The sequence below is a fragment of the uncultured Kiloniella sp. genome (assembly GCF_937128705.1).
Taxonomy (GTDB): domain Bacteria; phylum Pseudomonadota; class Alphaproteobacteria; order Kiloniellales; family Kiloniellaceae; genus Kiloniella.
Map to the genome: position 1 here is coordinate 1 of NZ_CAKZMP010000266.1, position 8972 is coordinate 8972.

At 43.9% G+C, this 8972-nt stretch carries 9 protein-coding genes; 4 read left to right on the forward strand and 5 right to left on the reverse strand.

The window, feature by feature from the left end; genetic code table 11:
* The 3 genes from Q0241_RS13595 to Q0241_RS13605 form a co-directional block, all read right to left on the reverse strand.
* A partial coding sequence (locus Q0241_RS13595) for a hypothetical protein (protein WP_299378401.1) occupies positions 1 to 1880 on the reverse strand: 1880 nt, incomplete at its 3' end.
* Between the two features lie 228 nt (positions 1881 to 2108).
* Complete coding sequence (locus Q0241_RS13600) at positions 2109 to 2321, reverse strand: hypothetical protein (RefSeq protein ID WP_299378404.1); 213 nt, start codon at positions 2319 to 2321, stop codon at positions 2109 to 2111.
* Positions 2322 to 2593: 272 nt separating this feature from the next.
* Positions 2594 to 3895, reverse strand: coding sequence for an aspartate aminotransferase family protein (locus tag Q0241_RS13605; RefSeq protein WP_299378407.1), 1302 nt, complete (start codon positions 3893 to 3895; stop codon positions 2594 to 2596).
* A gap of 240 nt (positions 3896 to 4135) precedes the next feature.
* On the opposite strand from Q0241_RS13605, the gene Q0241_RS13610 reads away from it, so the two are divergent.
* Positions 4136 to 5278 (forward strand): PQQ-dependent sugar dehydrogenase, encoded by a 1143-nt coding sequence (locus Q0241_RS13610; RefSeq protein ID WP_299378410.1) that lies wholly within the window; start codon positions 4136 to 4138, stop codon positions 5276 to 5278.
* Positions 5279 to 5301: 23 nt separating this feature from the next.
* Here the strand turns inward: Q0241_RS13610 and Q0241_RS13615 are convergent, their stop codons facing one another.
* Entirely contained in the window at positions 5302 to 6210 is a 909-nt protein-coding gene (locus Q0241_RS13615; RefSeq protein WP_299378413.1) for a LysR family transcriptional regulator, read from the reverse strand.
* Positions 6211 to 6337: 127 nt separating this feature from the next.
* On the opposite strand from Q0241_RS13615, the gene Q0241_RS13620 reads away from it, so the two are divergent.
* Complete coding sequence (locus Q0241_RS13620; RefSeq protein WP_299378416.1) at positions 6338 to 6529, forward strand: hypothetical protein; 192 nt, start codon at positions 6338 to 6340, stop codon at positions 6527 to 6529.
* Positions 6530 to 6890: 361 nt separating this feature from the next.
* Here the strand turns inward: Q0241_RS13620 and Q0241_RS13625 are convergent, their stop codons facing one another.
* A complete protein-coding gene (locus tag Q0241_RS13625; protein ID WP_299378419.1) occupies positions 6891 to 7106 on the reverse strand; it encodes a hypothetical protein in 216 nt (71 codons plus the stop codon).
* 470 nt (positions 7107 to 7576) lie between these two features.
* Between Q0241_RS13625 and Q0241_RS13630 the strand changes: the two genes are divergently transcribed.
* Positions 7577 to 8185 carry a carbon monoxide dehydrogenase subunit G gene (locus Q0241_RS13630; RefSeq protein WP_299378422.1) on the forward strand — a complete coding sequence of 203 codons (609 nt, stop codon included), beginning with the start codon at positions 7577 to 7579 and terminating at the stop codon, positions 8183 to 8185.
* A gap of 198 nt (positions 8186 to 8383) precedes the next feature.
* The gene (locus Q0241_RS13635) at positions 8384 to 8851 is read left to right on the forward strand and encodes a (2Fe-2S)-binding protein (protein WP_299378424.1); all 468 of its coding nucleotides are present in this window, start codon (positions 8384 to 8386) and stop codon (positions 8849 to 8851) included.
* Positions 8852 to 8972 lie beyond the last annotated feature (121 nt).

The following is an 8972-nucleotide window of genomic DNA, read 5'->3' on the forward strand; positions in this document are numbered from 1 at the left end:
CCTGAGCCATTTTCAGGCGGGCGATATTCCAGCTGTGGTGATTCGCCCACATTAACACCCGTAATTACGTAATAGTCGCCGGCAGCACCAGCCACACCTGCCCCAACGGGGGTTTTGGTAATTTCGACACCGTTGACCCACAACGTACCGCCAGCCATATCGGTCTCGGTTAACTGAACATATAAATTACCATCAGCCGTATTCACATCAGGTAATACCTGACTAAACGCACCATCGTTGGGGTTAGTGATTGCAACAGAAAAGGTAACTGAGGCGTCCTCATTAATAACCCTAGGGTCAATAACATTAGGGTTAATGTTTGGAACTAACGTACCGTTGTTACTAATAGTCATTATTGCTTGATCCGTAACTGGCGTCACAGATTGAGTAACTAGTGCCGTGCTGTCATTGCGATCACCGCTATCCGTATACGTTGTTAACGTACTTTGGAACTGTAAATTGCCCGCTTGAGAATTATTATTCCAGTGATTTGGTAACGTTATTTGAATACTGGCTTTTAACGCTTGTAACGCAGCATCGCCACCAGAACCAGAGGCTGTCCACGTTTCAACGCCATCAACTACTGTTAACTCCATACCAGTAACTACTGTTCCTGCTGGAAAACCAGTAATTGTTATAGCAAAATCACTACTGCCCGATATTGTGCCCATCAGCGTATCACTAAGTAGGAATGACGTATCCTCTGTAGCAACAAAAGCAGGATCATCTTGCCAAGTATCTATGGTTGCAGCTGGATCACTAGCCGAATTATCACCGTTAAAAACATCAGTTGTTGACAGTTTCCAGGAATCTGAAGCTATATTCTCAGAGTCATTATTACTATCTTCGGTGACAACACGAATAAATAATTCAAGATCTTCTAGCTTCGGAGCAAATTTATCAGCAGACCCTATTAAATTATAAACCACATCAAAATTGGCAAGACCGTTTAAGTTATCACCAACAGGATCAACCACTTTTAGTAGCCAACGCCCAGTGTTGGTCACACCGGGATGAGTACTAGGGAAATTACCAATGTAAACCGCATTATCAATAGTTACGCCCGCAGGCACGTTATCAATAATGACCTGTGTTACCGCCTCGCTGCCATCATAGTCACGCTCATTATTGGCATTAGCATCTTCATCTTTTGTCAGCGTTACATTAACGGTAAGTGTCGTATTTCCGCTAGCCTCCACGCTGAAGTCAGTACCTGGGCCCGCATCATTATCTGTAATGGTCACGGTATTCCCATAACTATCACTAGAGGTAATGGTGTTGATCAACAGCGTTGCTGGATCTGTAACTGCATCTATCTCTAAGGTGTGCGTGGTGGCGGGAGCAAGTACCGCTTTAGCTACCAATGACCCATCGCTTGATATATCAGTAATTTCATATCTCACGCCAAAGTTGAAATTGCCATGCACGTTAGGAGCCCCTTGTGCGTAAATATTAGTCCAATCAGCTTCATTGGTAAGCTTGTACCAACCACCCTCTTGCGTGACTCCTGATGCTGCCAGTGTTGTGCCGGAATTATCCAAATACAGTGTGAAATTACCCGCCTCTACAGCGGCCACGTCAATCCATATCGCGGAGATGAATTCATCCGAATCACCGTGTTGCTGCTCCAAAGAAAAATCTAGTACAGGATCAACCGGAGACTGATTAACCGTTTTCTTGGTCCAATCAGATTTCTTTCGAACCAGTTCTGCCGCGCCGACGTTTTTTTCACCCATCAATGGGTTTTTAAGTCGTGCGTAAATAACCCCGTCAACATGGGATTTGTATATGTCTGTCACAATCCAATCTTGTAAAAAACGAGTTCGTTTTGAATAAACATCACCAACAACGGGTAATTTTTCTGGATTTTTTTCCTTCATAGAGCACCTCTGTAATATATAAATTGAAGTTATGACAGTTGCTCGAAATTATGGAGGATCTACGATCACATCAAGGTCAACTCGGGGCGCAGTGGGGCTTAACATATAATTGTCACCCTACGGACACAAATCAGACTCAGGCAGCATCTGTTTATCTAGAGAAAATGTTCAGAACATAAAAAACCCGCTATACAGCGGGCTTTAAATTCGAAAAATTTATCGTTTGCTTTAAACAGGTGCTTTTCGTAACCAATCTGAACCACGACGCGTCAATTCAACAGCACTTACAGATTTATCCCCAATATTTTTATTGCGGAGTCGGGCGTATTCAAGCCCGTCAATTGTCGATTTATAAACCTCGACAACTTCCCAATCTTGGTACGATGCGTGCCTTTTAGAAAAAATGTCACCAATCTCAGGCATATGCTCGAACTCTTTCATGAACCATTCTTTAAACTACTTTCAGGATCTATTCAGGAATTGATACTCTGCCGATCACAATCGATCAAATGTTAAGATAAAATTTATCTAAAAAAACAGAAAAGCCTCAACGCCAGAACAAGCCAAGAACACTTATTCATTAGAGTTACCTGAATAATGAAGAAAAGTATGCAAACAATATGATCATTTTAAGACAATCACAAAAATAACACTCTGCTATTAATCCTTTCGCCTCTCATTTTCTGTAACAGTTTAAACAAAGCCTGATTTTGTTAGAGAACATCTTCTCGTAAGCAATCTTCAAAACGCGTCAAAAAAGCATCACAAATACTTTTGTCATGAGCGATTGAGATATAGAGCTTGGTTCCCATCGGATTCAGAAAAACCCCCCTTTTAAAAAGCCCCAACATCATCGTACGGCCTTTTTTCTTATCCCCCAGCGCCGTTGAACGATAATTGAAAACCTCTTGATCTGTAAAAACGATCTGCGCCAAAGGGCCATCACCGATTACCTGCGCAGGCTCCCCCAAACTACTCAGAATACGCCTTAGATTTGCACGCAAATACTCCCCTGTCTCAAACAGCTTCTCATAGGTCCTCGGCACACGATAAACGGAAAGGGCAGCATTGGCTGCTGCGGTAGAAATGGGGTTCCCCCCCAGAGTCGAGGCCATCCAGACATAATTATCCTGACCAATATAATGCTCATTTACATGGTCCATAATATCCGCCCGGCCGCCAAAAGCACCGATGGGATACCCACCTCCCAGAGCTTTACCATAGGCAACAAGGTCAGGGATCACTCCGTATTTTTCTTGTGCACCGCCATAGGCCAATCGAAACCCTGTGACCACTTCATCAAAAATAAGCGGGATACCATGCGTATCGCAAAGCGCTCGGACACCTTCCAGAAATCCCGGGATTGGCGGTGTACAGCGCTGCAAAGGCTCCATTAAAACCCCTGCGATTTCATCCGCATAACTGTCTATAATTTCTTTTGTTGTTTCCAGATCATTATAAGGCGCAACCAAAAGGTTTTCGTGGGCCATTGGGGTGCCGGCAGAGGTGAGTTCCGGGGTTGGAAAAGATAAATTTAGATGTGGAAAAAGGGATGTAACACCCGCTTCATTCGCACCATGATAAGCCCCTTCAAACTTCAATATCTTTTTCTTACCCGTAAATGCCCGCGCCAATCGTTGGCAGTACATCGTTGCTTCTGTACCAGACGCACAGAATCTTAATCGATCAATGGCCGGCGCAATTCTTTGTATTTCTTCGGCGAGCTGTAGCGCATGATTATTCAAATAAGCAAAATTTGATCCCAACTCTGCTTGTTTTTGGACGGCTTCAACAACTTCTTCTCGCGCATGACCAACCAGACAAGACCCCCAACCTATCGAAAAATCGAGATATTCTTGCCCGCCGCTGTCCCAGAGTTTGGCACCTTTCCCCTTTTCAACCTCAATCAACGTTTCAGGGGGAAAGCCAAATTCACCATTAGATATACCCGCGGTAAAAACACTTAGCGCTCTTTTTTGAACATTATTTAAGTTCTGTTCTGGTTTAAGTGTCATAACATTTCTCCTATTTTTACCCTGCGATTATCATGCTTTCGGTGTCCCATAGGTTTAGAAGCTAGTGATTTTGAGAACAATTTAATAAAGCGAGAAAATGTTTTCAGGAAAATTTATTACGCAGAATTCTGATCACAATAAATTCATGCCAACTTGTTTTTATCCTAAATCTTGGGCCATCATGCGTGTGGTTCGGTAAACTTGCTCAATACACTCATCACGTTTTATATGGAGTGCGACATGGTACAAAAGACATTTTTGACTATCTGGCTTTCCTTTATCGCGGCGGCCTTTACACCCCATCAAACCGCTGCAGCCTCCCCCACCGTGTTCCAGAGTGAAAAAGAAACCTTTGAGCTTGAACTACTTGCTGATGGACTAGATCACCCATGGGGTATGGTCTTTTTACCAGACAAGACTTTACTGATCACAGAGCGTGAAAAGGGATTAAAGCTCTATCATGACAATACTCTGCATGATGTTTCTTTGAACGATTTCCCCGAAGTCAGAGCGAGAGGACAAGGCGGATTACTTGATATAACAATTCACCCTGAATTCGAACAAAACCAGTTGATCTACTTCACCTATAGCCACCCGCTCAAAAAAGGATCAACAACAGCACTGGCTCAAGCCAAATTTATCAATGGCGAACTTATTGATCCTAAAACCATATTTATTGCAGACACCGGATCTACCACGTCAAAGCATTATGGATCACGCATCAAGTTTGATCGCAATGGTGATCTGTTTATGACAGTCGGGGACCGGGGAAATCGTGATAATGCACAAAAACTTACTTCACATGCAGGCAAAGTATTACGGCTGAATGATCAGGGTGATCCCGCCAATAACCCTCCCTTCTCGGGAGCAGCCAACGCCCTTCCTGAAATTTTTTCTTATGGTCACCGCAATCCACAAGGCCTCACAAGGCACCCAGAGACGGGCGAAATGTGGGTAAGTGAACATGGCCCCCGTGGGGGGGATGAAATAAACCGCCTTCAAGTTGGGGTAAATTACGGCTGGCCCGTTATCACCTATGGTAAAGAATACATACTGGGGTCAATCGGGGAGGGAACACATCACCCTGACATGGCACAACCTGTTCATCAGTGGACACCATCTATTGCACCTGCTGGCATAACTTTCTATTCAGCGGATGCCTTCGCCAACTGGAAAGGTAACCTTTTCACCACAGCCTTGAAATTCAAGCTTCTGGTCAGACAGGAAATAAAAGACAACAAAGTCGTTCATGAAGAAAGATTGCTCACAGAAGAAGCCGGACGCATCCGGGCGATAGAACAGGGGCCTGATGGCTTTCTTTATATCCTGACAGATGAAAATAACGGGGCGCTTTATCGCCTCAAACCGCAAAGCCAGCAATAAACCAATCACAAACAACAACGCCGCTAAATATCTTTTAAACTGATACCCCGATCCCAATAGGGCTCACTGCCAAATTTTCCTTCGAGAAAGTCAATAAAAGATCTGGTTTTGGCTGGCAAATGTTCTCTATTGGGATAGAGCGCATAAACAGCGGCACTCGGCAGCTCAAATTCTTTCAGAATGGGAATCAGTTCGCCCGCTTTCAGCTCATCCCCAATATCCCAGGTGGATTTAATGGCAATACCAATTCCTGCCTTCGTCGCATCCCTCAGGATCTCGCCATTGTTTGTTTCCAGATTCCCCTTAACTTTAACATCTATCTGTCCTTCAGGGCCTTTGAAGTGCCAATGATCATGCACACCACCCGGATATCCAAGTACCAAACAATTATGATGAATAAGATCTTGCGGATGTTTCGGCATACCCTCTTTCGCCAAATAATCACGTGATGCACAAACCACCCGTCTTGCCGGGCTAAGCTTTCGCGCAATCAGGCTGCTGTCTTTTAACTCACCAGTCCGAATAGCAACGTCAAAACCAGATTGAACCATATCAACGATTTGATCTGTCAGGCTTACTTGAATAGATACGTCCGGATACTGTTTGAGAAACTCTGGTAACAAGCGAGATATATGCTTACGCCCAAAAGACGATGGTGCGGTTATTTTCAGCGTCCCCTTCACATGCCCGGCCAATCCTGAAAGTGCGGCCTCGGCATCTGCTATATCTTCAAGGATGGATTGACAGCGGACATAATAACCTGCGCCTTCATCCGTCAGGCTTAAGCGTCTCGTCGTTCTATTCAGAAGGCGCGCATCAAGCCGCTCTTCCAAGTTAGCAATGCGCTTACTGACAACAGCAGCGGATAAATTGAGGTTCCGTCCCGCCGCGGTCATTCCGCCAGCCGTAACAACCTCGACAAATACTGTCATATCGCTAATCACATCCATAGTATTATCAAAATAAACTATATAATCCTTATCCAACAAGACCTATTATCATTTGTCTTAAAAATGCATATCTTATGATTAAGAAATAGATAGATGAAGGACCTGAAAGATGAGAAATACAATCGAATCTACTAACGATTTTGATCTAACCGCTGCTGACATGAGCGTTCACTTTCAGAATGCCCGCAAAATGAGATCTGCAGAAGCCCATAAACTTCTCAAAACATTTTTGGAAACGTTGACTTCCCCCGTAAGCAGCTGGAAAACCCGTTATGTTCTAGCCCTGTCCAGAACCGCTTAACGAGACATTTGAAAGCTTACAAAAAACAACCGTAAGACGTATTCTATTGCGTCTTACGGTATAATTTTAATTATTATTTAATTTTTATCAGGCCTACTACAATCATGAATTGATTCGTAGATAAATTAAATCCGAACAACCAGTCTGTACCTTTAGCGTCAGTACCGTACCCCAGTATCAGTTTTATTCAGATCCTTATACAGGGATATATCCTTGTATAAACAGATTTTAGCAAGATGCATCCTACCCCGATGCTCTGATGCCGAGACATTAGCGATGTGACGTTTCACACCCTCCCCAAATGTCTCCGTATCTACACTTTGCCAATCGGTCCCCCGCCGATTGGCTTTTTTTTGTAATTTCACCTTATACGAAAAAACATATCCGTCGCCCCATCTGGGCGATCCATATCCTGTTTTGTTCGGATCGAACGAAATATGGCCAAGGGGTTTCGATATTCCCTCCCCATTTTCGCCATGATGAAGCGCTTATAATAGAACGCCCCATGGTTTGTACCTTGTTGAGTACCATGATCTGGTTTGCTCTGACGAAGATAGCGTTTTTGCATCGTAGCCATTTCACCCTCCTTGGATAAAAATATCTCTGAAATCCAGAAAAACCAATCCAAGTATAGCACAACAGCACATCGCTGGAGTCCAGTATCAGAGCCACACCCAAAGAAAACAAACATCGTCAAAAAACATATTGGGAAAACTTATCGGTAAACGCTTCACATCACGGAACACCCAAGAAGATCTTTTCCCCGATAAGCACTTCATGCTGCTTGATATCCCCCCAGTGCTCACCCATACTAAAAAGTAGCAAAATTACTTCATGAGACTCCGAAAAGTAGTATTTTATGTTATCGCATCTGGTTTGTCGCAAAGTTGAAACACTTCACTTAGGTAATGACAAAAGAGGACTAGAAAGCTGCTCACGCATAGCTGATAGTTAAAGAACCAATAGTTATTAGAACAAACACCAAGAAATGAACCGCTAAAAAATAATGCGGATACGAACAGGGTAAATCGCACAAGGTAAATTGCTATGAAAATGGAAGGGCAACAGCTAATCCCGGCCCCTCAGGACAAGGTGTGGGAAGCCTTGAATGACCCAGAGATATTAAAGCTCTCAATTCCAGGCTGTGAGACCGTTGAAAAAACATCTGACAATGAATTTAAAGCAAGCTTGACCGCAAAATTTGGCCCCGTGAAAGCTAAATTCAATGGACAAGTAACTCTTTCAGATCTTAATCCACCTAATAGCTACACTTTAACTGGTGAAGGTAAGGGCGGCGCAGCTGGTTTCGGAAAGGGAGAAGCAAAAGTTTGGCTAGAAAGTCAAGACGAGCAAACTCTGTTGAACTATTCAGTAAATGCCAAGGTTGGTGGTAAACTTGCCCAAATAGGGTCTCGCCTGGTTGATTCAGCCGCAAAAAAAATGGCGGATGATTTTTTTCAGGCCTTTTCCCAAAATATCGGCTCACCTGTCGGCGAAACCACCGATGAGTTACAAAGCGATGAGTTAGCAGATGAAACACCATCCCAAATAAATGCAGACACCGAAACGTCAAAAAATACATCCAACAACAATGCCCTCTACTTCGGCATTGCAGGCGTCATATTAGCCGCCATTGTTATCTATGCCCTAAGTTAATCTTCTTGGGCATAGAAATGAGATTAAGCACGTTCTAAACACAAAAGAGTTCGACAAAGAACCATCAATTCCAGATCGCGTTGCACGGATTCAATAGGCCTATGCAGTGCACCATCCGCCCCTAGGGCAACAGATCCAGAACCCTTAACGAACCAAAAAAATAATCTGGACTGTCACACCACGAACAGGAGAAACCCGATGCCAACGGTATCTATGACAGTTAATGGCAAGCAAGTTTCGGCGGATGTATCGTCGAACACCCTGCTTGTGACTTTTATCCGCGAGAATTTAAAACTAACCGGCACCCACGTTGGCTGTGACACCAGCCAATGTGGTGCCTGTGTTGTTCACGTCAATGGTAATAGCGCAAAATCCTGTACCATGCTTGCCGTTCAAGCCGAAGGCGCAAATGTGACAACGATCGAAGGTCTTGCAAAGGGTAATGACCTTCATCCTATGCAAAAATCCTTTCAGGAAAATCACGGTCTGCAGTGCGGATTTTGTACAACAGGTATGATAATGAGTGCCGTTGATCTGGTTAATAAATCTGACAATCTGGATGACGCGTCAATTCGTGAAGGGCTAGAAGGCAACATTTGTCGCTGCACAGGCTACCAGAACATCGTTAAATCTATTCAGGCCGCGGCAAAAGAAATGGAGGCGTAAAATCATGACTACTGAAACTGGAATCGGCGCCTCTGTACGTCGCAAAGAAGACAAGCGTTTCATCATCGGCAAGGGACGATATCTCGACGATATCACAAAGCCCGGCCAAACCTATGGATAC